General features: G+C 46.9%; 15 protein-coding genes. 6 read left to right on the top strand and 9 right to left on the bottom strand.

Annotated elements, in window-relative coordinates:
* Nucleotides 1-8: 8 nt before the first annotated feature.
* From BLR32_RS26795 to BLR32_RS26765, 7 genes are all read right to left on the bottom strand, one after another.
* Nucleotides 9-2,048: a gluzincin family metallopeptidase gene (locus tag BLR32_RS26795; RefSeq protein WP_089836435.1), complete on the bottom strand. Its 2,040-nt coding sequence runs from the start codon at nt 2,046-2,048 to the stop codon at nt 9-11.
* A 746-nt stretch (nt 2,049-2,794) separates the two neighbouring features.
* A complete protein-coding gene (locus tag BLR32_RS26790) occupies nt 2,795-4,087 on the bottom strand; it encodes a TolC family protein (RefSeq protein WP_089836433.1) in 1,293 nt (430 codons plus the stop codon).
* Between the two features lie 44 nt (nt 4,088-4,131).
* Complete coding sequence (locus BLR32_RS26785) at nt 4,132-7,266, bottom strand: efflux RND transporter permease subunit (protein ID WP_176842443.1); 3,135 nt, start codon at nt 7,264-7,266, stop codon at nt 4,132-4,134.
* Nucleotides 7,267-7,303: 37 nt separating this feature from the next.
* On the bottom strand, nt 7,304-8,332 hold the full coding sequence (locus tag BLR32_RS26780; RefSeq protein WP_089836431.1) for an efflux RND transporter periplasmic adaptor subunit: 1,029 nt from the start codon (nt 8,330-8,332) through the stop codon (nt 7,304-7,306).
* Between the two features lie 137 nt (nt 8,333-8,469).
* Nucleotides 8,470-9,381, bottom strand: a complete 912-nt coding sequence (locus tag BLR32_RS26775; RefSeq protein WP_089836429.1) for a helix-turn-helix domain-containing protein — start codon at nt 9,379-9,381, stop codon at nt 8,470-8,472.
* 177 nt (nt 9,382-9,558) lie between these two features.
* Nucleotides 9,559-10,482 (bottom strand): helix-turn-helix domain-containing protein, encoded by a 924-nt coding sequence (locus BLR32_RS26770; protein WP_089836427.1) that lies wholly within the window; start codon nt 10,480-10,482, stop codon nt 9,559-9,561.
* A gap of 398 nt (nt 10,483-10,880) precedes the next feature.
* The gene (locus BLR32_RS26765) at nt 10,881-11,699 is read right to left on the bottom strand and encodes an SDR family oxidoreductase (protein WP_089836425.1); all 819 of its coding nucleotides are present in this window, start codon (nt 11,697-11,699) and stop codon (nt 10,881-10,883) included.
* A 186-nt stretch (nt 11,700-11,885) separates the two neighbouring features.
* On the opposite strand from BLR32_RS26765, the gene BLR32_RS26760 reads away from it, so the two are divergent.
* A complete protein-coding gene (locus BLR32_RS26760) occupies nt 11,886-13,118 on the top strand; it encodes an acetyltransferase domain-containing protein (RefSeq protein WP_089836423.1) in 1,233 nt (410 codons plus the stop codon).
* Between the two features lie 354 nt (nt 13,119-13,472).
* Nucleotides 13,473-14,357, top strand: a complete 885-nt coding sequence (locus tag BLR32_RS26755) for a helix-turn-helix domain-containing protein (protein ID WP_089836420.1) — start codon at nt 13,473-13,475, stop codon at nt 14,355-14,357.
* Nucleotides 14,358-14,359: 2 nt separating this feature from the next.
* On the opposite strand, the gene BLR32_RS26750 is transcribed toward BLR32_RS26755, so the two are convergent.
* A complete protein-coding gene (locus BLR32_RS26750; protein WP_089836418.1) occupies nt 14,360-16,276 on the bottom strand; it encodes a sigma 54-interacting response regulator in 1,917 nt (638 codons plus the stop codon).
* A gap of 14 nt (nt 16,277-16,290) precedes the next feature.
* Nucleotides 16,291-18,519: a tetratricopeptide repeat-containing sensor histidine kinase gene (locus BLR32_RS26745; RefSeq protein WP_089836416.1), complete on the bottom strand. Its 2,229-nt coding sequence runs from the start codon at nt 18,517-18,519 to the stop codon at nt 16,291-16,293.
* 175 nt (nt 18,520-18,694) lie between these two features.
* Between BLR32_RS26745 and BLR32_RS26740 the strand changes: the two genes are divergently transcribed.
* From BLR32_RS26740 to BLR32_RS26725, 4 genes are all read left to right on the top strand, one after another.
* Entirely contained in the window at nt 18,695-19,480 is a 786-nt protein-coding gene (locus tag BLR32_RS26740; protein ID WP_089836414.1) for an alpha/beta hydrolase, read from the top strand.
* Between the two features lie 34 nt (nt 19,481-19,514).
* Entirely contained in the window at nt 19,515-20,495 is a 981-nt protein-coding gene (locus BLR32_RS26735) for an alpha/beta fold hydrolase (RefSeq protein WP_245705529.1), read from the top strand.
* A gap of 84 nt (nt 20,496-20,579) precedes the next feature.
* Nucleotides 20,580-22,280 (top strand): RluA family pseudouridine synthase, encoded by a 1,701-nt coding sequence (locus BLR32_RS26730; RefSeq protein ID WP_089836653.1) that lies wholly within the window; start codon nt 20,580-20,582, stop codon nt 22,278-22,280.
* 191 nt (nt 22,281-22,471) lie between these two features.
* On the top strand, nt 22,472-26,737 hold the full coding sequence (locus tag BLR32_RS26725) for an FG-GAP-like repeat-containing protein (protein WP_089836413.1): 4,266 nt from the start codon (nt 22,472-22,474) through the stop codon (nt 26,735-26,737).
* Nucleotides 26,738-26,739: the final 2 nt, after the last annotated feature.

The raw sequence follows: 26,739 nt of genomic DNA, 5'->3' as shown, positions 1-26,739 counted from the left end.
AACAAAAGTTAATGTGTATGAAGAAAACAGAAAGGTTCATTCTTTGAATTTGCCGGCCCCATACTGAAGTATGCTTCAAAGCGGCTTTGCCCGATCCTCATATCCTGGTGATGTTGAAAGAGCGCGCTACAACGGCCCTTATTCAGTTTACGTACTCCCTCATTCAATTTTTCAAGGTCCAGTAAGGGCTTCGATATAGCATACCGGAGTTGCAGACTGTCCAGGTCAAATATCAGCGTGCATCCCCCCAGTACTCTTACGTTGCCATTAGCTTTTCCCGGAACAATCACCGGTTCACGATTGCCGTCACGGGAAATGGTCATATACGCTCTCTGGATCATGGTTACTATGATCTGATTTACCTGGTTACCATCCGGACCCACACGTGAGGCCAGGTGAAGCGACTGAATTGACACACTGGGCCAGTTGCCTTCATCATTCCCATACGCATGAGAAGTGCTTATTCCAAGCCCGCGAGCGCCTTCGCTAAATAAAAGTCCGGTCAGCTTTTCAAATTGAATGGAATTGTCGAACTTCTGCAGCAGGCGGCGATGCAGGCCGTAGATCTTAGGAGCATTGTCGTCATATTGCCCCGCTATGTATTTTTTGTTAATCTTAAAGATTTCACTTCTCCTTTTCTCATTCAGTATTTCACTTCTGTACTCCCTTAAAAAATTAACGATAACATTGATCTGCCCCTGTATGCCAGATGTATCTGGAATGGAGTAAGTAAGGCTTTCAATCGAAAGATGTTTAATACCACTCGGATAAATGCCCCGTTTACGGAAAGCATCAATGAACGCTAGCCGGTAATCGCGGCTATCGTCTTCCACCAGGTCTGTATCAGCCGTAATGATTCCCCGCAGATAATCACCAAAAGTAATATCTACGGGTGGACAATAGTCCAATGCCCGTATACACATATTCAATACATGCTGTGCGGTTTTTCCGGCTTCAGCGGCCATGCGGTTTACCAGATCGGGGCTTAGCTGCCCCTGTGGCAGTATACCCGATCCATTACTGGCAATACGCAAAAGATCACTGATCCTGTTTTTATAGATAGAGAGAAAAGCCTCAAATATAGCAGAGACAAGTATCGCGCCGCGCTGGTGTGGCTCCATGAATTTCCTGTACTCATCTCCATTGGGTTCATTTGGTTTCCATGTTTTCGTTTTTTTGTCAAAGGTGCCAATAGCGTCACGAAGAGAGCCATAACTGCCAATGGCAATACCAAATTCCTGTGCCAACTTACCCAACAGGTTTTGCGCGGCCAGGTCTCCTCTTGTTGCCGCAATCTGGTTTTTCAAGACATCAGAAAAAGTGAAATGTTGGAACAATGCAACAATGTCTGCAAAGGCTTCATGAAACGCCAATACATCGGGATTACTGCTTTCCGTATAGCTTTGATGCAAGCCATCCAGGATAGCATGCGTGGTTTCATGTGCAATAATATCGTGGCTAAGACAGGTAAAGGTGAGCGCATCAGGCATCTGCAAAGTAACATCAGCAGGTTGTGCAGAAAAGTAACCGAATAAGAGTGCCTTTTTCTGAGGAGAATAATAGGCATTCGCCTCTCTCATTGCATGCGGATAAATACGTAAGGTGGGCACATATACAGAAGTTGCCTTCTTCTCCGGCGGATTCCCGTTTACCTGTTCGTCCATCATTACCTGGCGTGAACTCCATAGCACGGGCCGGCCCAATCCTGCTTCAAAGTTTTTAATGGTGGTCATGGCTACGGCATACACCATTTGCTGATGAAACTGCGGATTGCTGCCGGAAGGATTTAATCCGTCCTGTGCCAGAATATAAGGATGATCAAGATCTACCGGGGCATAGAATTTATCGACCGTAGGATCATAGTCAACCACTTCGAGGTACTCCCCTCTCGGACCAGATTTAAGCCGCCTTTCCGGGTCGGGGTCATCTTTATCTTCCCAGCGAACTTTATAGGTGATATTGTTAATGACGGCAGTGTCGAGATTAAGGGATAAAGAAGGGTCAAACGCGTACCCTCTCAGCTTGCGGAATGGAGGTTTCTTGATCATATATTACGAGATTGGTGGGGTAGTAAAGCAAAAGCGGAGTGTCGCCGAAATTTGTAGTATAAAATTACCGAGAATATGAAACTATGGCAATACCAACTGGTTTGTATTTTTCAATGGGGGGCGGTGTGGTTTGGGTTGAAACCTGCGGGCGTAGACACCCGGGGGTGAACTCCCGCGCTACAAACACGTAACCCCGGGGTTATCACCCCGCGCTACAAACACGTAACCCGGGGTTATCACCCCGCGCTACAAACACTGAGACTCCTAACGGAGTCTATTATGTTTTGTTAATGACGTTTGTTGTAAACACGGATTCCCGGGATTATATATCGGTTATACAAACACGTAACCCCGGGGTTATCACCCCGCGCTACAAACACGTAACCCGGGGTTATCACCCCGCGCTACAAACACTGAGACTCCTAACGGAGTCTATTATGTTTTGTTAATGACGTTTGTTGTAAACACGGATTCCCGGGATTATATATCGGTTATACAAACACATGGCCCCCGGGTTGAAACCCAGGGCGACAAACAATTGGCCCCGCCGTAGTGGCTATTGTGTTTTGTCATTTCGTATTGTTTCCCGGCAATAGCAATACGCAATCCTTTATACACATAAACAAAAACACCAGTGCAGGACTGCACCGGTGTATTGCTTAAACCTACAACTGTTTATACCCTGGTTTTGATAATCCGGGGAAGTATACGAACCCGGATCCGCCTATCAAAACACAAAGCCTATACTAAAACCGTGTCATACCTAATATCTTATACAGATTCGCTTCACTGATGCGATAAGCTGTTTTGGCATCAATGATATTACTGTTTGCCTGCTGCCAGATAGTTTGAGCCTCCAGCACATCCTGGCCAGTGATAGTGCCAGCCTTTAAACGGTCATTGCTCAGTCTTAGATTCTCTTCCGCCTGTTCCAGTGACGCGCCGGATAGCTCAATACGTTTAGCCGATTCATTCAGCTGCAGATATGCCTGCTGTACTTCCAGTGATATCTTCTCTTTTGTTTCCTGCAGCTGGTATTGTTGTGCAGTGATGTTATGTTGCTGCTGTTTAATCTTCTGTTTACGCTGCCCCCAATCCAGTATCGGCATACTTATCTGCAACATGCCATAGTAAGCGGCAAAGGCATTGCTGGAAGGATTCCCCAGGTTGATGCCCTGCTTTCCGAAGCCCGCCAGACCGCCTGCACTTAATCCCACAGAGGGTCTGAAGTCAGCTTTCAGGATCTTCTCCTGGATCTTTTCAGATTCAAGAGATTTCTGCAGGATCTTTATCTCAGGCCTGTTTGCCGCTATTTCCTCCATTGAACGGTGCAAGGTGCCGTTGTTGAATTCGCCCAGTACCGAATCCGGAAGAACAAAGTCAGTGCTGTCTCCCAGACCGGTAATCTGAGCCAGGTTTAACCGGGCTAATACCCAGGCATCATTGGTACGGATAAGATTGAGTTGATTGTCGTTCTGTTGTACCTTTACCTGCAGAAGATCATTCTTATAAGTCAGACCAGCCGTATAAGCGTTATTGAGCTCGCGATACAAGCCGTCCAGCTGCTTTGCATACTGATCTGCCAGTTTGATCTTTTCCTTTGCGGCAACTACCTGCCAGTAAGCGCTTTCCGTTGCCAGTATCACCTCGGCTGTTGTCAGTGCCTTTTGCTCTTCAGCTATTTCTAGACCTTTGTCGGCAGCTGCTTTACCCAGCTTTATTTTACCGCCAGAATAAAGCGGTTGTGAAGCAGTGACCATCGGACTAACCCCATACTCCGGCAAGAGCTTATTCAGCGGAGAGCTGAAGTAAAAACCTGTCACCGAGCCATCCAGCGTAGGCTTATCCTTTGCGCCAGCTATCGCCTTTTGCGCCTTTGCAGCGCCAATCTTTTCCTCCGCAGCGCGCAGGTTGTTATTCCTCGTCACCGCCAGCTTCCTTGCTTCTTCAAGTGTCAGCACCCGCTGGGCTGTCGTGTACTGCGATGCTAACAATGCAGTACTTACAAGGAGTGGCGTTATATATCGAACTATACTCATTTGCTTAATTAAAATTGAACGGTTTGAAAAGATGCCGTTTCTCTTTATGCATGTACGGGTTTATACTGTACAGGAGCATCGGCATCCGCCTGAGGCAACTCCGGCGTGGCCGGTTGCGGTTTAATGAACTGGGCGTAGAGCACAGGCACTACAAAAAGCGTCAGGGCCATGGATACAATCAGACCGAAAGCCAGTACGCTACCCAGCGGCGCCCACATAGGCGACTTACTGATGATCATTGGCACTACCCCAACAGCAGCGGCAGATGAAGTCAGGAATATCGGGCGCATCCTGCGCTTTGCTGCTGCCAGCGCCGCTGCTTTCAGTTTGTAACCATGATCGTGTACCAGTTCATCCGCATAATCCACCAGGATGATCCCATTTCGCACCACGATTCCGATCAGGCTGATAATGCCCATAAAGGCGGTCATACCGAGCGGATTGCCTGTGAGGTATAGCCCAGAGAAGGCGCCCAGGAGACTAAGCGGGAAAGTGGCTAATATGATCAGCGTTTTACCCAGGTTCTTGAACTGGAATAATAAAGTCAGGAAGATGAGGATCAGGCTTACTCCCAGCGATACCATCATAGAAGGCTGGTTATCTGCGGATGATTCTGCATCACCTCCATATGCTATGCGAATACCGGGCGGCAGCTTTAACTGGTCAATCTGTGGCTGTACGGCTTTCAGGATGCGCGAAGGTTTTTGTCCCAGCTGGGCTTCGGATAATACAGATAATGTTCTCAGTCCATTCCTGTGCGCGATCATGCCTGTATGCCAGGCAGCAGTAAGCGATGCTACTTCTTTCAAAGGGATCTTATCACCGTAACGGGTGGTTACATGCAGGTTTTCGAGTGCCTGCGCATCCCTGCGACTGGCAGAATCGTAGCGCAGGAAGATGTCCACCGGCTTATCGCCTTCCCACATTGTAGACAGCGCATATCCTTTCAATCCCGCGCCCAGGGTCTGTGTAATAGCCTGGTTTGAGATCCCCAGGCGGTTCGCCTTATCTTCATTGATCTGTAAGCGGATACCAAAATAGTCTTCCTCGCAATCCAGTCTTACCCAGTTGGTACCTTTGGCGTTCTCCAGGATCTTTTTGACCTGGGCGGCTACTTTCTTCTGATCGCTGCTATTATCGCCGATTACGCGGACAGCAATGGGAGCGCCTTCCTGGAAGCTCAGTTGTTTCAGTTTGATATTACCATCAGGCAGGAAGCCTTTTAAGGATTGCAGATACTCATGTACCATCTCTTCACTGGCTTCACTGCTGGTAGTCGTGATAAATACCTGCGCGTAGTTCCTGCGAGGCGTTTCCGGCGCATAGGAAGTATGGAAACGTGGTGAACTCATACCCATAAAACTGGTGATCTGCACCACGCGTTTATCTTTTTTCAGCACCGCTTCCAGTCGCTTTACAGTTTCTTCTGTCTGTTGCAGGGAAGAACCGGAAGGCAACCATACCTCCATGTTGAACTGATTGCGTTCGCTGATCGGGAAGAATTCCGGATCTACTTTACCGGCGATGACAAGTGCCAGCAATACTGCTGCTACTCCTGTCAGCATCGTTGCTTTCGGCCAACGGAAACAGAACTCAACACCCTTATCAAATGCAGTTTGCAATCTGTCGAGCAGGTTCTTTTTCATAGGCCGGTCGCTGATCTTGTGTTTCAGTCCTTTTTTGATGAACACATAGCACATATAAGGTGTTAAGAGCAGCGCCACCAGCATGGAAGCGATCAAGGCAATGGCAATGGTGATGGGCAATGATGCCATGAAGTCTTTCGCAATACCGTCCATGAACAACGCCAATGGAGCAAAGGCAAAGATGATAGCCAGTGTGGCGGTGAATATAGGCAGCGTGAGTTGTTTAGCAGCCTGCCATGCCGCCTGCCAGGGAGTAATCCCTTCATCCAGTTTCTCGATGTAATTGTCTACTACCACAATGGCATTGTCGACCACCATTCCCAGCACAATGATCAGCGCTGCCAGTGTTACCTGGTGCAATTCCAGTCCCACGATATTCATGATACCAAAAGTGATCAGGATAGAGATCGGCGCTGCTACAGATGCTACAGCAGCTACTCTGAAAGGCAGCAACAACATCACCACGATGATCACAGAACCAATAGCCAGTCCAAATTCCACCATGAAATGGCTGATACTTTCTGCCACTACTTCCGGCTGATTCACGATAGTTGTGATCTTCACATCCTCGGGGAACGTACTTTCTATATCTTTGATCTTCGCTTCTACTTCCTTTCCAAACTGTACAATGTTTCGTCCCGGTTGCATATCGATAGACAATACCATGGCTTTATTCTCTCCCATGCGTACATAAGACGACTGCTCTTCAAAGCGGCGCTCAATCGCAGCCACGTCTTTCAGGCGTACAATGGTGCCATCGGGTTTGTTGAAGATGATCTGGTTGGCCACATCATTCTCCGTTTTATAGCGACTGTTGGTGTAGATAGGGATGATATAATTGGAAGCCATGTTCAGCTCTCCGGTATAGTTCGTTACGTTCTGCTGTTGCAGCACGCCTATCAGGCTGGAAACGTCAAAACCATACTGCCGGATCTTCTCATCGTTTACGTTGATATACAGCTGACGCTTCTGCACCCCTGAGCGGTTGATCTTCGATACCACCGGAATAGTCTTCAGGCCATCTTCCAGTTTATCGAGATAAGATTCAATTTCAGCATAACTACGGATGGGAGATGATACTCCAATGATCATCGCAGTCACATTACTGAAGTTGCTGTTCACGAATGGTCCGATTACACCTACCGGCAACTGCGGCTTCAACCTGGCGTCCATATCAAGTTGCAATGTGTGCCAGAACTTCTTCCTGTCTTTTACTTCGGTGAATATCTCCGTGGTCACAAAGGTTTGTCCTTCCCGGGTTTCGGACTTGGTACTACGTTTCTTTACTTCTTCAAAGGAGAAGAGATATTGTTCTATTTTTTTTGTTACTTCCTGTTCTACCTGTTTCTCATCAGCACCCGGATAAATGGCGTAGACAAGCGCGGTAGGCATATCTATCCTGGGATTCTCACTACGGGGCATATTCAGGAGTGCAAAGGTGCCTATGATCAGCAGCAGGAACGTTACGACAATAACGACCTGTTTATGCTTCATGGCGGCCTCCAGGAAATGCATTTTTCTCGGCTTATTCATCTTGTTTCGAATGATTTTAGTAATGACAGAAAATGGCTCAGAACTGGATGCTGCTACCGTCTTCGAGACGTGTCTGGCCTTCAGTTATGAGCTTGTCGCCTGCCTGCAATCCCTCCTGCACGATCACTTCATTATTGCCAGTAACACCAGCGGCTGTAATACGCCTGCGGATGGCTTTATGCTGATCATTGGCTACGAATACATAAGTAATGTCATCGGCATCACGTACAATGGAAGCAGCAGGTATCACAATCTTTTCCTGCGCTCTGCCTGTATATACCAGCATTTCAGTCAGCATACCGGGTAGTAACTTTTCTGCTTTGTTGGTGAGTCTTACTTTTACTGCATAAGTCCTGGAGCTGTTATCTGCCTGCGGGTTAATGATCGTAACAGCGCCTTTTAAACTGTCGTTCAATACAGGAATGATCACCAATACTTCTTTCCCCACAGCGAGTTTGCTGATGTCGCTTTCTGTAACAGGCGCTTTGGCATATACCTGGTCCGTCTTCAATATGGTGAAAGCAGGTACTCCGGGGGAAGCGGTAGCGCCTTTGTCGATCAGCTTAGCGGAGATGATACCTGTGTAAGGTGCATAGAGTTTTGTATCCGCCAGCCTTTTAGCGGCCACGCGCACATTCGCTTCTGCCTGTGATAGGGCTGATCTGGCGGCGATATAGTCCCTTTCAGGCAAACTACCCTTATCATGCAGTTCCTTTAAGCGTTTAAAATTATCTGCAGCCTGGTCTTCCGCTGCTTTAGCACTTTGTAAGGCGCTGACATATTCTTCGGTTTCAATGGTGGCCAGCAATTGTCCTTCGCGTACCTGCTGTCCTTCCTGTATGCTGACCGTCGTTACCCTTCCTGCAACAGAAAAGCCAAGTGTTACGGTGTTGTCGGCTTCAATAGCCCCGGGATAGTGTAGTACTTCCGGTCTTGCGTCGGATGTTATCTTTTGTACCATTACTTTTACGGCATCCTGTCTGATGCTTCCGGGCTGCTTATGGCCGCAGGAAGCCAGTACCGGCAAAGCCAGTACGAATGGAGCTCTTCCAAGAAAAAACTTCATGAGTCTGTATATTTAGAAATTGCTACTCTCCTTTGCCAGGAGTTAAAATGCTGGGGCAAAGTTGCGGATAAGTCGGTGTCCGGGGAATGTCTGAAAGTAGAGAGTATATGTCTAAAACGACATATGACATTTAGGGGTCAGGACAGTTTCCTGTATTCGGAGGGGGTAATACCCGTATTGCGCTTAAAGAATTTGCTGAAGAAGAACTGATCGCTGAAATACAGCTGTTCGGCTATCTGCGCAAGGGAAACGGAAATGTCATTCAGTAATAGCTTGGCCTCCATGATCACCATTTCGTCTATGAGTTCTCCGGCCGATCTGCCGGTCACCTCTTTCACCGTCTGGGTCAGGTAACGGGGTGTCACGTTCATTTGTGCAGCGTAAAATAACACACTTCGCTCCTCTCTGCAGAAATCATTCAACAGCTTGATAAAGCGCATGGTGATATCTTCCTTCCTGGTGAGCTGTATCTTTTTGTCGCTGTTGTTACGCATATAAACTGACCGCAGTTCGTATAAGAAAGCCAGGAATAGGTAAAAGATAACCTGCTGATCTGCAGGCAGCCCATCGGTGGAAGTGTACTTTTCCCGCAGCAGCATCAACATGCTCAATAACCGGTCAAATTCGGCTGGTTTCAGGTCGAAGCCCGGGAGGCTGGCAGAAAAGAAGTCCAGCATTTCGGCATCTTTCTTACTGATACCACTCCTGGCTACGAAGCCGGCAGTGAATACCAGCCCTGCAAAGCGGTTGCCGGGTTCCACTTCCTGGAACTGGCGCACGGCAGTAGGTGGAATTAACAATACCTGTTTTTCATGGATATGAAAGTCTGTCGTGTTGATCCTTACCTGGGAGCTTCCTTCCACCTGCATGATGATAATAAAATGATCCGAACGGAAGGGGTATTGCACCAGGTTCCTCATGCGGATGTCGTCCTCCTCCGTTACAATGAACAGGCCTTCGGTATGCTGGAGCCCTTCCAGCATGGAAAGCAGTTCAGCAAAAGTATGGTAGGGAATACCGGCGCCGGTGGCCACAGTTGTATTTTTCATTGTTTTACTTTAAGGAGGGTGCGTGCTCCTGAGCAAAAGTAAAATAATTTTTTACAGATTGGTTTTAAATCCGCGTTATCAGCGCGTCCAGATAAATACACATTTCCTTAGTAAGGCAAGCGTTAGTGCTCACCGCATTAGGGTAAAGGAAAGCTCTTTGACATATGGAATTAACACTTAACCGATACCATCCGGTTCCTGTTTGTTGTTGCGGAATTCTCCCGGCGTCAGTCCGGTTTTGGTTTTGAATAATCTGCTGAAATGAGATGCGTGCTCAAAGCCCAGATCATAGGAAATCTCACTGATAGACCTGTTAGTGCTCCAGAGCAGGTTTTTCGCCTCCCGGACAAGTCGGAGATGAATATGTTCCTGGGTCGATTTTCCGGTGAATTTATGCAGCAGATCAGCAAGATACTTGGCAGACAGGTTCAACCTGGATGAAAAGTATTTCACGTCTGGCAGACCATCCTGCTGCTGAACTTCACGGGTAAAATAATCGTTCAACAACAACTCGAACTGTTGTACGATATCGTTGCTCACCTTCTCCCTTGTCAGGAACTGCCTGTCGTAGAAGCGTTCACAATAACTGAGCAGGAGTTCAATGTTCGAGACGATGAGGTGTTGTGTATGTTTATCGATGCGACTTGTGCACTCGCGTTCGATCTTACTGACACAATCGTACAGGATGGCTTTTTCTTCTTCAGAAACGTGCAGCGCCTCATTGATGTCGTAGAGGAAGAAAGAGTATTGATGTATCATCCGGCCCAATGCGGAGCTGTTTATCAGGTCAGGATGAAAAAAGAGCGCCCAGCCCTCTTCCATCTCTACCTCCGGACCAGCAACAAGTACCTGTCCGGGGGCAGTGAACATGACAGAACCTTCTTCAAAATCATATTGCGACCTGCCATACCTGATAGCGCCTTTAAACCGTTTGCAGGCAACCAGGTAAAAATCCATCTGATAACCGACATTGGGGTCCAGCGCATCATGACGAACAGACATCAGGTCTACTACACTTACCAATGGATGCTTCGGAGCAGAATGCTCGTATAGCCGGTGCAGTTCGCTGATTGTTTTGATATTGATCACTTTTTCTTCCATGTTGCAATTTACCATTTTTTGTGCGACGTACCGGGGGGTACGCCTAACACGTCGTTTTCCGGGTTGTCATCCCGCGTTTTTGCGGGGTTATCACCCCACCCGGGGTTTCACCCCGCGCTACAAACAATAGGACCCCTACCGGGGCCTTATTATGTTTTGTTAATGGCGCGTTGTTTTCCGGTTGTACCCCACGGTTCCCCGGGGTTATCAACCCGCGCTACAAACAATAGGACCCCTACCGGGGCCTTATTATGTTTTGTTAATGACACGTTGTTTTCCGGTTGTACCCCACGGTTCCCCGGGGTTATCAACCCACCCAGGGGTTCCCCCGCGCAACAAACAATAGGACCCCTACCGGGGCCTTATTGTGTTTTGTTGATGAGGCGTTGTTGGGCGTCCTATTTACCAAAGAATAGCTGGTCAAACTGTTCTCTGAAAGCATCTGCGCCCAACCTGTTCCGGCTGGCATAGAATTGTTTACCATCTTCACCGGCGATATAACGCAACTGGTCTTTCCCATCGGTAGCTGCTTCGTATACAGTTTCAGCGATGATCTCGGGAGGTGTCAGTTGTTCTGGCTTCATCACTTCGCTGAATGCCTGGTTGGCTTTGTCAAGGATCGCCTGGTATGGTGCTGTATTCAATGTGCCGTAAGCCATAGATCGGCCGACGAAGTCTGTACGGATACCGCCGGGAAGGATGTTTTTGATACCGATACCAAACTTTGACAGCTCAAAATGCATACTTTCTGCCAGACCTTCCAGTCCCCATTTTGCTGCATGGTAAAGCGCATTGAGCGGGAAGGTGATCATGCCGCCAATAGAGGAGGTATTGATAAACAATCCGGCTCCTTTCTCACGGAAGTGAGGCATAAAAGCTTTTGTTACCCTGATCACGCCCAACAGATCTGTGTTGAGTAAATTGGTGATCTGTTCATCGGAAAGGGTTTCCAGTGGCCCGACAAGCCCATAGCCAGCATTGTTAAATACCACGTCGATATTGAACTGACTGGTGGCGGTGCGCACACACTCTTCTATGCTCGAAAGACTGGTCACATCCAATTGTAACAGGGTAACGTTATCCAGCAATGACAGTTCTTTTTCTTCCTGTGGTTTACGCATGGTGGCAATTACATGCCAGCCTTTGCTGTGAAAAAGTTTTGCAGTTGCTTTGCCAAGTCCTGATGATGCGCCGGTAATGAAAATTGTTTTAGACATTGTGTTCTTATTTTTTTACAAATTTCGGGCGGATGACGGGGAAGGAATTATACTTTTGGCGGGACGTCTTAACGATTTGGCAGATCGGGTAAAGTCCCTCACTGGATAAGTTAAAAGGCATGTACCGATCGTTTGATATTCTCATTACAAAAGATCCTTGAAATTTGCTGATATTTGGGCTTCCTTATGAACCGAGATAATACCATTGCACCAACCGGCAAACCAAAGACGGTTGCCAAAAGTCGCCGTATAGAGTCTATTGATCTACTCAGAGGCACTATTATGATCATTATGGCACTTGATCACGTTCGCGACTATTTTCACGCGTATTCTTATATCAACGATCCGACGGACCTGCAACACACCAGTGTTCCTATCTTCTTCACACGATGGATCACGCATTTCTGTGCTCCCACTTTTATGCTCCTTGCCGGTGTATCAGCCTGCCTCTATGGAGCAAAGAATGGCCGTAAAGCGCTCTCCGGTTTCCTCTTTACAAGAGGCATCTGGCTGGTGTTTGTAGAACTATTCCTAATTACGCTGTTCTGGACCTTTAATCCTCATTACCCGGCATTCATTCTCCAGGTGATCTGGGCATTCGGTATCAGCATGATGGTACTCGCCCTGCTGATCCATTTACCGCGGAAAGTGTTGCTCCCCCTGGGGATTCTCCTGGTAGCAGGACACAACGCCCTGGATAACGTGCATGTTGCAGGTGATAGTCCATTTGCATTTCTGTGGTCGGTATTGCACCAGCCTAATTTTGCCGGATTCACTGCTGGTCCCTTCCGTTTTATTGTAGGGTACCCTGTGATTCCGTACATAGGCATTATCAGCCTGGGCTATTGCCTGGGCAGCCTTTATACACCGGATACAGCTCCTGAAACCCGTAAAAAGCTATTACGCAACATAGGTATCGGGGCTATTCTCCTTTTTGTCATCCTTCGCTGGATAAATATCTATGGCGATGCAGCGCATTGGTCAGGCCAGCAAAATTTCATGTTCACGCTCCTTTCTTTTGTCAATGTTACAAAGTATCCGCCTTCATTACTGTATATACTGATGACGCTGGGACCTGCATTATTGTTCCTCGCATATGCTGAGCGACCACTGAACAGGTTCACTTCTAAGGTGCTTGTCTTTGGTAAGGTGCCCATGTTCTTTTACCTGCTGCACATCCCATTGATACATGGCCTGGGTGTTCTTGCAGCCGGTTTGTCCGGACACCCTCCGGCAGACATGGTTAACCTGACAACATGGGTGACGGCTAATACTCAGTTGCAGGGATACGGATTCTCTCTCCCTGTTGTCTACCTGGTATGGATCGCTGTAATGCTGCTGCTTTACCCGCTAAGCCGTTTGTTCAGCCAGTATAAACAGGCGAATCAGGGCCAGAAAAAGTGGTTAAGCTACTTCTGATACTGATTAAATAAATTCAGGCTACAATAAAAGGGGAAAGGCTGGTTCAGTGATGAATCAGCCTTTCCCCTTTTTACTCAGTCTAAATTTTAACTCTTGGACAATTTTATAAAATATAATATTAGACTTGTTCTATAATTAATTTAGTCTTGTCTAAATAATGAAAATAAATCTACCTAAAAATGGATGGTGGCAGCTGTTACCGGTATAACTGGCAGCGGGATATTTTAGAAAATCCTCCTGCGAAGCTGGCGGGGTATCAGTTTGGGATATCGACCTATTTTTAGGAGGTGTGTGGTAAAAGTTGTACTTTATCGATATTTAAACGATACATTTATTACAACCACCTTGTAAATGAACAGAGAGCGAAAATATCCGGATTTCATTTTACTGAATGTTGGACATGCAGTTCACCATGCCGACTGGAACTGGAAAAATATTTGCAGCCCTTTTACAAGGATACACCTGGTAGAAAACGGGACCGCCAGCATCATCCGGGATGGGAAAAAGTATGCACTGAAAAAAGATCACTTATATCTTACTCCCTCCTATACTAATCATGGATATGAATGTGAGGGTCATCTATCACTGTACTATATTCATCTTTATGAAGAGACAGATCATCTGCCCAGTATTTTTGACATGGTTGATTTCCCTGTAGAAATTGAAGCAGACCCGCTGGCCATTCAGCTGATCAAGCGCCTTGCGGGCATTCATCCGGACCGGCAGCTGAAATACTATGATCCCGTATCTTACGATAATCCGGCTATGCTCATTAAAAATATCGCGCTCCAGAAGACGACTCCGCTGGCTTTTGAAATGGAAGCGGAGGGCATCCTTAAACAGGTGTTTTCGCGCTTTCTGGTGCACGCATCTGACAAGGGGCTGGATATCGACGAACGGATAATAAAAACGCTGCATCATATCCATGCGAACATCGATAAACCTGTTAATGTAGAAGAACTAACAGCGATGAGTTTCCTATCAAAAGATCATTTCATCCGCCTGTTTAAAAAGAGCATGGGGTGTACACCCGGACGATATATCAGTCAGAAGAAAATAGAGAAGGCCCAGCGGATCATGCTGTTAAAGGATGTATCGATCAAGGACCTTGCCTATAGTTTAGGATTTGAGAATATCTCCTACTTCAACCGCTTTTTTAAGAAGATGACAGGAGAAAATCCGGGAAGTTACAGAAAGAAAATGCGTCTGTTGGGTAGAAATAGCCAGGAGAGATAATACTATTTAATATACTCCTTTTTTATCCCGAGCTTTTTCATTTTTGACTTTAAGGTAGAAGGATTAATATTCAGTATGTCGGCAGCAGCTCCCTCCCCCCATATTCTTCCATTACATTTCCGCAGCACCGAGATGATATAATCTCTTTCATTTTCAACGATCGTTTTCATAGCCGCCTCCTGCCCTTCAGCTATTATGTTCTTACTATCAACTGTCGGCAGTAGTATATCTTCAATGACGGTTCCTTTGGTAAGCAACACACTTCTTTCTATCAAATGTTCGAGTTCACGGATATTACCTGGCCAGTTGTAAGCCATCATTTTTCTGAGTACATTTTCAGCTATGCTACTGATCTTCTTTCCTGCCTTATGGCTATAATGATTCATAAAATGATAAGCCAATGCTGGAATATCCTCCTTACGCTCGCGCAGAGCGGGCAGGGCAATCGGGAAAACATTCAAACGGTAATACAGGTCCAGTCGAAAACGCCCCTCAGCCACCTCCTTCTCCAGGTTTTTATTCGTAGCCGCAACAATGCGAACATCTACTTTTATGGTATCTCTTCCACCTATTCTTTCAATTTCCTTCTCCTGCAGGACCCTCAATAATTTCACCTGCAATTCAACCGGCATTTCACCCACTTCATCAAGGAAGAGGGTTCCTTTGTCTGCTCTTTCAAATTTTCCGATCCTTTTCTCATGCGCACCGGTAAAAGCCCCTTTTTCGTGACCGAACAACTCGGCTTCAATCAGGGTGGCAGGCAATGTGGCACAGTTCAATTTAACAAATGGCTTTCCCTTCCGGGGCGATAAATGATGTATGCAATCGGCAATTTTTTCTTTGCCTGTTCCACTTTCTCCCAATATAAGAACAGAAGTGTCTGAAGGCGCCACCTGCGAAATGTGATCAAATACATTCAACAGGAGGTGACTTTTACCAACGATACCATTAAACTGCTTTTGGGTTTCCCGTTGCTGCAATTTTGCCTCTTCACTAATTTCATCCTGCAGTAAGCTTTCAATGGTTTGAATCAATGAAAACTGGATTCTTTCAAAAAGCTCCAGCTGTTCTGCAGTATAGGCATCCGGTCTTCTGTTATATAAACAAAAACTGAAAGGCGTTCGGTCCATCAAACGCATGGGCATTTCCAAATGCGATCTTAACTGGAATGTGTCGGCAAATAATTTCCTTAAAGATGGCTGCCGGCAAATATGATAAAAGGCGATATCATCATAAAATGCGGCTATTTCATCCCCCGGAACCTGTGACTGCAGCGCAATCAATTCTTTCGTTGGCTTTCCCGTAATGGTGGACAATTCGTGCAGGCCAATCATCTGGTATTCATCAAAACCAATTCTTAAAAAGCACATGCCTTTAAAGAAAGGGTCTTTAATATTATCGAACCCGGCTGCGAGGAAGTCAAAAGGAATATACGACTGCAGGGCCGTCGCTATTCTCAGCAATTTTTCCGACCAGGTACCGGCGCTCTTTATAATTGTTTTTAAGTGTTTGCGCAACTCAGTTTCCTTATGGTACCGCGCTTCAATACTATGTGCATGACGGTATCTGGCAATTTCAAGTGCTACCAGCAGGTCTTTCTCCCTGAATGGTTTCACCAGAAAACCGTAGGGCTGCGTTTGCTTGGCTGCATTCAGCAGATCTTCACCTGAATTGGCTGACAAGTATACAAAAGGAATATTATCAGCAGCCAGCAGCTTTGCAAGATCGATCCCGGTTTGTTTCCCTTTTAGAAAAATATCTAAAAGAACGAAATCAGGCTTTTTGTCCTTTATCATTTCCCGGGCCTGCGGAACCGAGCGGGCAATACCTGTAATGCCGTAACCGGCCTGCTCCAGCAACAGGCGTAGATAATCCGCCTCGACAAACTGGTCTTCTACTATGAGGATCTGTTCTTTCATATTCAGTGGTTTTATTACGCTTCACTTGCAAAGTCAAGCAGTATTTCTGTGCCTCCATTATTGTTTACCTGGAATGTTGCATCAAGATCACCACTAAGCCCCCGCATCAATTTCATACCCATGGAGGTCTGTCTGGCACTGTCGAATGTTGCAGGCAGGCCAGTTCCATTGTCTTTTATAGAAAGCAGAAAATGATTGTGCGATATGCTTTTTAATGAAATATGAATAACACCTTCCTTCTTACCTGGGAAAGCGTGCTTAATAGCGTTGGTGACAGCTTCGTTCAATATAAGTCCAAGTGGAACACAATGCGAGACATCCAATTTTACCGGCTCAATTTGCAGGTTGAAACGGATTGTATATCCTGTATGAAAGCTATCTTTCAGACAATCTATCAATTCATGGATGTAATCGGCCATGTTGATGGCTGATAGATTATCTGATTGATACAGTTTCTGATGCACCAATGACATGGCCTGAATCCGTTGCTGGCTTTCTGTAACTGCCTGTATGGCTTCGGATCCCTGCAAATATGCTGCCTGTGTACGCAATAGCGCCATTACTATCTGAAAATTGTTTTTTACCCGGTGATGGATTTCCTTTACTAACCATTCCTTCTCCTCTACCAAATGTTGCAAAGAATCGTTTTTCTTTTCAATTTGTCGTTGCTGGATCCGCAATTTCCTATTCGTCCGTTGTTTTAAACGTGAATAGTTTACAAGTAACCCAGTTATAACGACAAGTAACAGGGTCACTCCAACGATCCAGCGTTTTGTATTTTGCTCTTTTATTAATTCGTTTTGCTGTAACCGTCTTTCCTTTTCCAGCAGCCGGATGTTTTGTTCTTTCTTTTGCGTTTCATATTGTATAGTCAATTCTTCAATCTGCCTGCTTTTCCTTTCATTGTAAATTGAATCGTTGATAAACTGGCATCGCTGCAGGTATTTAATGGCGGTGGAATAATTCCCGAGCGCAGAGTCTGCGGTGAACAACATTTGCAACAACGCTCTTTGATCTAACAGCCGGGCATCCCTGCTATATGCCAGCGCAGTATCCAAATAAACATGCGCTTTCTTAAACTGACCGCGCTGCAAATAGAACCTTCCCGCATCCATGTTACCAATGGAAATCAGTTCCTGATCCCAGGGGGCATCCCTGAGAGACGCCGTCATTGCAAGAAAGTATCTTTCTGCTTCCGCATATTGCTTCAGTGCATCAAAGCAACAGGCAAAGTTCTGCGCAACAATTGCCTTTTCAAACTGCCCCTGGGGAGGAGTTGCAGTGGCCAGGCTATCCATCAAAGCAAGGGCATTTCTGCTTTTCTTTAATTTTATCAATTGGCGGATAAGAAACCCTGCGGTCCTGAATACAATCACTCTGTCGTCTTTTTGTGCCAATCTTTCGTTGAGCGTTTTCCGGTACCATTGGCAACTCTCTTCAGCACGACCCAATTCATCATACACCAGGGCCAGTTCTCCATAAGGTATGTCAATAGGCGCAAGGTCCTGGTAGCGTTCCGCATTTTCAACACATTCCGTTGCGTATAGCAATGATTTTTCATAAGACCCACGGTACCTGTTGACAACGGAAAGAAGATAGTAGACCCTGCTAACGTTGGTAGCTCTTACCTGGTGAAGCAGGTCCAATGCAAGCAGCAATTCATTTTCCGCCTTTGAGGGCATATTTGATTGAAATAGATAATCAGCCAGATATGCCCGGACCTCTGCCTCCCCTTTGATGTTATGAGCCTGTTTGTATAATGTGATAGCCTTATCAAAAAAAGCCTCAATATCAGGCTGATTTTCCCTTTCATGGTTCATTCTCAGGGCTAACAAGCACCAGGCTCGGGCTTCCCTGCCAATGTCACCCTTTAAATGATAAATGGCTGCCAGTTCAAAAAAACGTTTTTTCCCTTCTACTGAATTGCCTCTGGTAAGGTAGGCTTGTCCTTCCAGCTCCATGCTTTCATATCGAAGGTGCTTTAATTGAAGTGTATCACTCAGTCTGACTGCATGATTAAAAATCTCAATGGCAGTATCCATTGAATGCTGCTTTTTGTTACTGTATACCTGATCAAGGTATGTTCTACCCAAAGCATGCAGTATCAGGATCCGGTTACTATCCAGTTTACTTTCCTGCAACAGTTGCCGCAATTCGCCGGGTGACCTTGTTGACAATTGCTGTGCCAAAGCCGGGGCAGCCATCATCATAATGAAAAAAGCATATATAACAGGTCTAGTCATGCGGGAAACACTCTTAATTGAATTTTAAATCATAACCGCGACATTTCACGGTGGCTGTTAACCAATCCGTGAAATATCACGGTCGGCCTCTATACTCCTTCAATGAAACAATTGAACTTCATGTACTTACGAATAGGGCATTGCAATTGGCATGGGGTAACCATAATTGTTACTTATGGGAAAAACGCATCCAAAAACAGTCGTTTTTATTACCGGCGCATTTGTTCATCACAGTTGCTGGGATGAATGGAAGGCATATTTTGAAAATAAGGGATACCGAACCATCGCGCCTCCCTGGCCGCACAAAAATGCTTCAGCCGAAGTATTGCGTAACAGCCATCCCAACAAAGATATTGCATCCAACCGACTTGCGGTATTGACGGATCACTATGATAATATTATAAGGCAGCTTCCTGAAAAGCCCATATTGATCGGCCATTCTATCGGCGGGCTTATAGTTCAGCTTCTGCTGCAGAGAGGATTGGGGTTTTCGGGAGTTGCCATTCACTCGGTACCACCACAGGGGATTATCACATTCAAACTGTCTTTTTTAAAAGCCGGCTTGGGCCCGCTTGGATTTTTTACTTCTGTAAGGCAATCCTTTCTGATGTCGTTCAACCAATGGAAATACGCTTTTACCAATGGAATGGACTGTGATGCACAGAAAGAGGCCTATTATCAGTTTGCCATTCCGGAATCGAAGCTGATAGTAAGAGATACCATCACCCATGCGGCCAGGATAAACTTTGAAAATCCGCATGCTCCCTTGCTATTGACTTCCGGCAGTGATGACAACACCATACCTGCTTCGTTGAATTATAAGAATTATCAAAAATACAAACACAGTAATTCCATCACGAATTATAAGGAGTTCAAGAGCAGAAATCATTTCGTGCTGGGTCAACCTACCTGGAAAGAGGATGCTGACTACATTCTGGACTGGCTTAATAAACTACCATAATCATACATTTTACCCAACATTCAAAGCAATTATTATGATGAAAAAATTGATACCTGCGCTTCTTACTGCCACCTGTTTACTGGCAGCCTGCAACAATGCACCCCAGGAAACAAAAACAGCGGCCTTCACTACGACAGAACGCACCAAAGATAGTTCAACTATTCAGCCGGCTGCTCCACCAGCCAATTTCAAACATGCTTATGCGAAAGTAAACGGCATTGATATTCACTATGTGATCGGCGGATCGGGTGAACCGCTTGTTCTATTGCATGGCTTTGGACAGAACTGGTATATGTGGAACCGGCTGTTGCCCGAGTTCTCCAAACATTTTACCGTAATAGCACCTGATCTTCCGGGCCTGGGTGAATCGGGCAAACCTGACAGTGGTTACGATAAAAAAACGATGGCGGCCTACATCCACGGGGTGGTAAAGCAGCTGGGTTACGACCACATTAACCTGGCCGGACACGACATTGGGCTGATGGTGGCCTACGCTTATGCAGCGCAGTTTTCAAACGAAGTAAACAAACTGGCATTGATGGATGCATTGCTTCCCGGCGTTGAGCCTGTCTGGAGTCAGGTGAAAGGTGCTGCCTGGTGGTTTGGTTTCTTTTCCTTTCCGGCTTCCGGCGAATTAGTGGCGGGAAGAGAGCGTTTATTTCTTACCAACTTCTGGCCGGTAGTCGGTCACGTAAAAGATGCGTTCACGACTGAGGAAACCAATGAATTTGTAAGGGCGTATGCAGTAAAAGGTGGAACAACGGGTGCCTTTCATTGGTTCGGCGCCTTTGACCAGGACGCAAAGGACAATAAGGTATTTATGAAGACCAAACTGAAAATGCCATTGCTGGCTATGGGTGGCGAATATTTCGGCGCTGGCTTCCTGGTAGATCATTGCAAATTGGTTGCAGAGCATGTACAAGGTTCCAATATCAAAGGCTCCGGGCATTGGGTGGTACAGGAAAACACCGCCCAGGTTCAAAAAGATCTGATGGATTTCTTCCTGTCAAAATAGAAATTTTACTCATTGGAAAAGGGGAAAAGGAGCCTATTTTCTTACATCTTTTCCAGCGGAAATGGTAACTTTGCGCCCGAAATAATGCCAACGCCCTTGGGAGACAATAGTGGAAGTAAGGTGTCTTATTTTTTGGAGGAATCGATACAGCAGATAGCATTACCTGAGCGGTTTACTTTTCCATTTTATTACGAGCCACATCCTTTAACAAGAATGGCAGCTGCTGAGCTGCAACAATACCTGGAAACTCAAACTGACCTTGAGCACAATTTTGGCCTGGATGCCGACCAGGGCGGGATGGCCATTGGGAAAATGTTTGGCGTGCTGGTAGTACGTTGTGCTCAAGGAAAACTGGGTTATCTCTCCGCCTTTTCGGGAAAACTGGCAGGCTCAAATGATCATCCGAAATTCGTGCCGCCTGTCTTCGATATGCTGGTTGAAAATAGTTTCTTTCTTAAAGAGGTAGAGATCATCAACAGCATCAATGCTCAGGTGAGTGAGATCTCCTCCAATGAAAGCTATCAATGTCTGAGTCAGGACATTGAGCAGCTTTCCGCTGAATCCCGGCAGGAAATTGCAGCATTCAGACAACAATTGAAGCGCAATAAAGACCACAGGAAGCGGCTTCGCGAACAACTGAAGAGCAGCCTGAATGAGCAGGAATATGCTGTTGCGGAAGCAGAACTTGTTAAACAGAGCTTGTATGATAAGCATCAGCTTAAAACGCTTACTAATAAGTGGGAACGGCTGCTGGTAGAAAAGCAGACAAGCCTGGCTCAGTTTGAGGCCCGTATTGAAGCCTTAAAAAATGAGCGTAAGGAAAGATCAGCTGCCTTGCAGCAACAGCTTTTCGATCAATATGTGTTTTTGAACAAAGACGGTAAAAGTAAGAGCTTATACGAAATTTTCAGGCAGACTCCTTTTGGCAAACCACCCTCCGCCGCGGGTGAATGTGCTATTCCCAAACTGTTACAATTTGCATTTGCCCATGGCTATCAACCTATTGCCATGGGCGAATTCTGGTGGGGTGCTGCACCTAAATCCGAGATCAGGCAACATAAGCATTTCTATCCGGCGTGTACGGGTAAATGCAAGCCTATCCTGGAGCATATGCTTGAAGGAATGGCGGTGGATGAAAATCCGCTTTTATATGCCCCGAAACAAGACAGCGGGCTTGAAATAGTGTACGAAGATGACTGTCTGGTGGTAGTCAACAAACCATCCGGATTACGTTCTGTTCCGGGCGTGAATGTCCGGGATTCAGTCTATACCAGGTTAAAAGACGTATTGGGCGGTACTGAGCCGCTTATTGTTCACCGGCTGGATATGGACACTTCAGGATTGCTGGTGGTTGCCAAAACGCCGGAGGCGCACAGGTATATTCAACAGCAATTTTTGAAGCGTACCGTCAGCAAACGTTATACAGCTCTGTTATCAAAAGTAATTGATCAGTCGGAAGGCGAGATCAATCTTCCACTCAGCGCTGATGTGTTTAACCGGCCAAGGCAGCTGGTTTGCTTTACAACGGGGAAGAAAAGCATTACGAAGTGGAAAGTAGTGAAGAGATATGAATCGATGACCAGGGTTGATTTCTGGCCGCTGACAGGGAGAACGCATCAGTTGCGTATGCACTCAGCGCATGAACTTGGGCTGAATGCACCAATTGTTGGGGATGATCTGTATGGAACGGCGGCAGAGAGGATGTATCTGCATGCTGCTGATATCGAGTTTCTACATCCCGAGAAAAAAGAGAAGGTTAGCTTTCAGGCGGAAGTAGGGTTTTAGATGGAAATACGCCCCCGTTGATGATAGCTATTCGGAGACACTATGCTTTAGCCACCATTGTACGGTGCATATAGATACCCTACAGCTTTTGCAAAAAGCGAAAGTAAAAGAAATACATAGGTTTGCTAATTAATTTCTGAGCCAAGCTTCTAAGGAAAATTGTATATTCCGCTAAAATCCCAACCCGCCCTATGACTTTTTACAACGCGGTAAGTAGCATTGTTAAACATTGCATTACTCTCATACCCTGTACCTTGTTTTTGGCTTTTGCCAGCGCCCAAAAACCTGTTATCGCCAGCTTTTCTCCTGCATCTGGTCCTGCCGGAACAATCGTCACTATCACGGGTTCAAATTTTGGTTCAGTTGCCTCGGAAAATATTGTCAGCTTTGGTGCGGTCAGAGCGCAGGTGTTGAATGCCAGTAGCACACAGCTTTCCGTTAGCGTTCCTGGTGGCGCCACCTATCAGCCGATCACTGTTGTGACGAATGGCCTTACCGCCTTTTCGGCACAGCCTTTCATGGCGACCTTTCCCTCTCACGCAAACGTTTTCTCGGCGCTCTCATTTGCTCCGGCAGTCGATATCCCAACCGGGCCGATACCCTATTCAGTGGTGATTGCCGACTTTAACGGGGATGGACGTACGGATGTGGCCACGGCTAACTATGATACCGGCGATGCTTCTTCGGTCACGATATTGCAGAATAGCGGTGGAAATGGGAAGCTGGCTTTTGCTGCTAAATTTAACTTAGCGTTGCCCGCGAACTCGGGGGCCTATTCCATTACTGCTGCCGATCTTGACGGAGATGGAAAACCTGAGCTCATCGTCGCTAATAACTTAAGTTACACTGCTTCTGTATTCAGGAATACCAGCAGCGTCGGAGCGATATCCTTTGCGGCAGGTATTCAGTTTGCCACGGGAAACGGCACATTCAGCGTCAGCGTGGGCGATCTGGACGGAGACGGCAGGCCCGATCTGGCCGCCAGCAACTATTTGGCCGGTACTGTTTCGCTTTTAAGGAATACCAGTGTCTCCGGGACGATTTCGTTTGCACCTGCGATCGATGTACGGACGGATGTTGGCCCAAAATTCGTGTCTATCGGGGACCTCGACGGAGACAATCGTCCCGATCTGGTAACTGCCAACGATTTGAGTAAGACCATTTCCATTCTACGAAATACCAGTAGTCAGGGTAGCTTGTCGTTTGCCACTATGCAAAACGCAAGTGTAAGCGGAGCGCCCGACAATGTTGCCATTGGCGATCTCGATGGAGACGGTAAAAATGACCTTGCCGTGTCCGACAATACCAATAGTTTGCTTCACCTGTACCGAAGCACGGGCAATTCCGGAAGCATTGCGCTGGCGGATGGTATCGATCTTTATCAGCCTTATCCAACAAGATTCGTTAGCATCGGAGATCTCAGCGGCGACGGGAAACCTGACCTGGTCAGCGCTACCCAATTCGGCGTTTATCTTTACCAGAACAATTCTACCAGCGGTACGATCTCATTTGTCAACCCCTACTTCTATTATGTGTATACTCCTGGCACCCTGCAGGTAGGAGACCTGGACGGCGACAATCTACCCGATATCGTAGCAAGCAATATGGTTGCCAACGGTATATCTATCTTCAGGAACCGGATACCCTATCCTCATATAAGTTCGTTCTCTCCGGCTACGGCCGCCCAGGGACAAACCGTATCGATCAAAGGATCGAATTTTACCGGAACGTCCCGGGTCGATTTCGGGGGAATGCCTTGCACCTCGTTTGTTGTGGACGGTGATACAAGCATAACAGCCGTTGTGGGAGGAGGCGTATCGGGGCATATTACAATTACTAACGGTGTGGGGACGGATAGTGCCGATAATTTTGTCTTTGCCGGCCCACCTGTCGTAAGTTCATTCACTCCCAATATAGGTTTTGTGAGTGCTTCTATATCCATTACGGGCTATAATTTCACTGGCTGCACCGGTGTCAGTTTTGGTGGCCGGCCTGCAGCATCTTTCACTGTCGTGTCGCCCACCAGCATCACAGCCCTTGTAGATAGCGGCGCCACGGGCGATGTAGCAGTGTCGACGCTTTATGGCACCGGAACAAAAGCAGGATTTACTTTCATCCTGCCGCCGGTTATTTCGTCGTTTACACCTTCTTCAGCAAAGAATGGAGATACTGTAATAATTACGGGTGAGAATCTGGCGACCGCCACGAATGTTTCTTTCGGGCCTTTGCCAGCTGGCTCTTTTTCAGTGGTGTCGCCCACCTCGATCAGCGCCGTGGTCGCCGCAGGTTCAACCGGTGCGGTTACGGTCAGGACAATCGGCGGGTCGGCCAGTCTGAACGGATTCAAATTTATAACCGGTCCTCCACCTGTGATCAGTTCATTTAGCCCGGTGTCCGGTTCAACAGGGACAACGGTTGTCGTTCAGGGCTTGAATTTTAATACCACAGCGGCCAATAATGTCGTTTATTTTGGGGCTTACAGGGCTCAGGTTAGTGATGCTTCGGCCAACTCTCTGACGGTGATTGTCCCCGCGGGAGCCCAATTCGGTCCGATAACGGTCATCAATACCGGTAATGGTCTTCAGGCTGTTTCCCAGGGATTTTTCACACCGCTGTATAGTAAGACAGTTGCCATCGACAGCAATACATTTGTGTCTATGCAGCATTTTAACGATGACTACCAATCCTGGAATAGTACCCTGGCAGATTTTGACGGAGATGGGAAAATGGATGTAGCTGGAGAATCGCTCAGCAGTACTGTTTCAATCAAGAGAAATACGAGCTCGCCGGGAGATCTCTCATTTGCTCCGGAGCAGCATTACCATATCACGTCTCCCTATGCCGGCGGTAGCTTTGTAGGGCCTATAACCGCAGCGGATATAGACGGGGATGGGCGGATGGATATCGTTGCAGTAGATTATATTGTGAATGACCTCTGTTATATCGGCGTGCTGCGGAATACGAGTACGCCCGGGCAGATCAGTTTTGAAGATGAGGTTAAATTCGAAGCGGTGTACAATGCCTTTGCCCTGACCGTTGCAGATGTGGATGGAGACGGTCGGCCGGATATCCTTGTTCAGGGACAGGGCGCTTCCGGCGTTCTGCTGAACAACAGCAGCATCGGGGTAACATCCTTTTTACCCCAGCAGGATTTTCCTTTCGGGGCAATTGCCGCCTGTGGCGACTTTAATAACGACGGTAAAATCGATTTGGTAAACAGCGGTGATTATTTTTCCAGCCATCCTTTTTCAATTCTGGAAAACACCAGTTCGGTCGGGATGCCCAACTTTACAAGAATACCTCTTTTCACCCCTGAGTATGAGCATGATCCTATCCGCGTTTCCGTTGCTGATCTGGACGGCGATGAAAAGCTCGATCTATTGATCGCTAATGGGGATGGCGCCAACTTTGGTTTTAGGACTACCTGTCGTAATACAGGTACGGGCAGTACTATTTCATTCGACGTAAACGAGACTGCACTTCCAAAGGTCATTCAAACTGGTGTAGCCGGGGATGTTGATGGGGATGGAAAACCGGATATGGTCGTAAGTAATGCCTATGATTTAACGGTCGGGGTTGCAAGGAACACCAGCACTCCCGGGAATATCTCCTTTGCCGATAATTTCTGGAATCCTTCAAGGATGTGGTCAAGTGTCCTGAATGTAGCGGATATGGACGGAGATGGAAAGGCGGACCTTGTTATGAGCGGCTATGGCAGCGATTTAGGTTTTTCGGTGCTATTGAACAGTGGAGGCCAGCGTCCTTCGATAAAGGCAGTTGGAGATGCCGCTTTTTGTAAGGGAGACAGCGTTCTATTGGTGTCTTCCCTCCCTTATTCCAATCAATGGTATGAAAATGGGCTAGCCATTCCTGGCGCCAATAATGAGTCGCTGATGGTGCACAACGGGGGTACTTACACGACTGCTACCAGTACATCGGAACCATCGGATGCCCTGCTCGTGACGGTTCGTCCTATTCCGGACAAACCGTCCATCTCCTGGAGTGCCACGGCAGGTATGGTTTCATCCGCAGGCGTGGGCAACCAATGGTACACAGACAGCCCAAGGGCTGTTATTAACGGCGCTGTCGCCCCCACATATAAGCCGGTTACGGAGGGTTACTATCTGGTACAGGTTACCCAGGACGGCTGTGTCAGTCCGTTCTCTGATGCATATCATTATTTGTTCAATGGCCCCGCCGGTACGACGTCGAACGGTGCGGTGAAGGTTAGCCCTAATCCGACCGTGGATTTTATTACAGTAATGATCCAGGCGGATACTACGGATATATATACCGCAGAGTTGTTTGGCATGGATGGACAGGCTAGGTTGACTGTCTCACCGATAGTGAGTGGAGATAGGATTGATTTGTCGGGACTGCCGCCAGGTATGTACTTTTTGAAGGTGACGGGAACCAGTGGGAAATTTCGGCGGGGGGTTACAGTGATAAAACGATAGGA

It is taken from the genome of Chitinophaga filiformis (assembly GCF_900102545.1).
Classification (GTDB): Bacteria; Bacteroidota; Bacteroidia; order Chitinophagales; family Chitinophagaceae; genus Chitinophaga; species Chitinophaga filiformis.
This window is presented reverse-complemented; position numbering and strand designations above follow the sequence as displayed.

Excerpts from the sequence above, each read along its gene's own strand:
- BLR32_RS26775 (WP_089836429.1), bottom strand. The coding sequence starts at position 9,381 with ATGAAAAATACAACTGTGGCCACCGGCGCCGGTATTCCCTACCATACT.
- BLR32_RS26765 (WP_089836425.1), bottom strand. The coding sequence starts at position 11,699 with ATGTCTAAAACAATTTTCATTACCGGCGCATCATCAGGACTTGGCAAA.
- BLR32_RS26795 (WP_089836435.1), bottom strand. The coding sequence starts at position 2,048 with ATGATCAAGAAACCTCCATTCCGCAAGCTGAGAGGGTACGCGTTTGAC.
- BLR32_RS26745 (WP_089836416.1), bottom strand. The coding sequence starts at position 18,519 with ATGACTAGACCTGTTATATATGCTTTTTTCATTATGATGATGGCTGCC.
- BLR32_RS26780 (WP_089836431.1), bottom strand. The coding sequence starts at position 8,332 with ATGAAGTTTTTTCTTGGAAGAGCTCCATTCGTACTGGCTTTGCCGGTA.
- BLR32_RS26770 (WP_089836427.1), bottom strand. The coding sequence starts at position 10,482 with ATGGAAGAAAAAGTGATCAATATCAAAACAATCAGCGAACTGCACCGG.
- BLR32_RS26740 (WP_089836414.1), top strand. The coding sequence starts at position 18,695 with ATGGGAAAAACGCATCCAAAAACAGTCGTTTTTATTACCGGCGCATTT.
- BLR32_RS26785 (WP_176842443.1), bottom strand. The coding sequence starts at position 7,266 with ATGAATAAGCCGAGAAAAATGCATTTCCTGGAGGCCGCCATGAAGCAT.
- BLR32_RS26725 (WP_089836413.1), top strand. The coding sequence starts at position 22,472 with ATGACTTTTTACAACGCGGTAAGTAGCATTGTTAAACATTGCATTACT.
- BLR32_RS26735 (WP_245705529.1), top strand. The coding sequence starts at position 19,515 with ATGATGAAAAAATTGATACCTGCGCTTCTTACTGCCACCTGTTTACTG.
- BLR32_RS26730 (WP_089836653.1), top strand. The coding sequence starts at position 20,580 with ATGCCAACGCCCTTGGGAGACAATAGTGGAAGTAAGGTGTCTTATTTT.
- BLR32_RS26760 (WP_089836423.1), top strand. The coding sequence starts at position 11,886 with ATGAACCGAGATAATACCATTGCACCAACCGGCAAACCAAAGACGGTT.
- BLR32_RS26755 (WP_089836420.1), top strand. The coding sequence starts at position 13,473 with ATGAACAGAGAGCGAAAATATCCGGATTTCATTTTACTGAATGTTGGA.
- BLR32_RS26790 (WP_089836433.1), bottom strand. The coding sequence starts at position 4,087 with ATGAGTATAGTTCGATATATAACGCCACTCCTTGTAAGTACTGCATTG.
- BLR32_RS26750 (WP_089836418.1), bottom strand. The coding sequence starts at position 16,276 with ATGAAAGAACAGATCCTCATAGTAGAAGACCAGTTTGTCGAGGCGGAT.